This is a genomic window from Caldivirga sp. (assembly GCF_023256255.1).
In the GTDB taxonomy this organism is placed as follows: domain Archaea; phylum Thermoproteota; class Thermoprotei; order Thermoproteales; family Thermocladiaceae; genus Caldivirga.
Window position 1 is genome coordinate 14,989 of sequence record NZ_JAGDXD010000018.1, and the last position, 782, is coordinate 15,770.

1 rRNA gene (running past one end of the window) is annotated in these 782 nt (G+C 52.6%); it reads right to left on the reverse strand.

The features are described from left to right. A 23S ribosomal RNA gene (locus Q0C29_RS02845) occupies positions 1–782 on the reverse strand (its annotated part extends 300 nt beyond the left edge of the window); the annotation flags it as partial.

A 782-nucleotide genomic window follows, 5' to 3' on the forward strand; every position in this document is an offset into this window, starting at 1 on the left:
AACCCATCTCACGTTCCCCTTTAATGGGCGGGCTTGGGGGGCGGGCTGGAGGAGACTAGACAAAAAAGAGGGGAGAACTTAACAGGGTGGAGAGGCTTCACCAGCTTGGCAAACAACACAGCATTGCTTCCCCTAGCTACAAGCTTGAAGAATCTTCCTCCGTAGTTCTTAACGCTGTATCTCACCCCCAGCGACGACAGCGTCACAGCCGCCGCGTTTACGACCCTCGAATCCGAATTTCCCAACTCCACAATGGGGTAGGGGCGTCTCTTCCTTCTATCGAAGTACAGAGTGCCGTCGCTGTCAAAAAGCCCCCTCACGAAGGAAACAGTCGGTAACTGAAGAAGCCGCTCAATAGCTTCACCAATAAGTTCGTAAAACTCCTTGCTATTCACCCTAACTCTGTAATAACTGCCATATGACCTCAGATGAGGATTAAAGCCGCAGATCCTCAGCATATCAGCCAAAATCACCGCATACTCTACATCTCGGTCGTATATCTCAACCACGTACTCCCTAGCCCTTTTATTATAGTACAATGTCCCATCGCCCTTAACAACACCGGCTAAGTACTCCAAATCGCACTCCATAAAAGGAGAAAGATAAGGGGTATTTAAACCCCCTCCTGCGCCCGCCTAGCCCCACCCTTGGGAGCTGCTGCACTCCCAGGATGGGAAAAGCCGACATCGATGTAGCAAACCGCGGGGTCGATAGGAGCTCTCGCCCGCGACGACTCTGTTATCCCCGGGGTAACTTTTCCGTCGTGCCCGGCCCCCACCAAG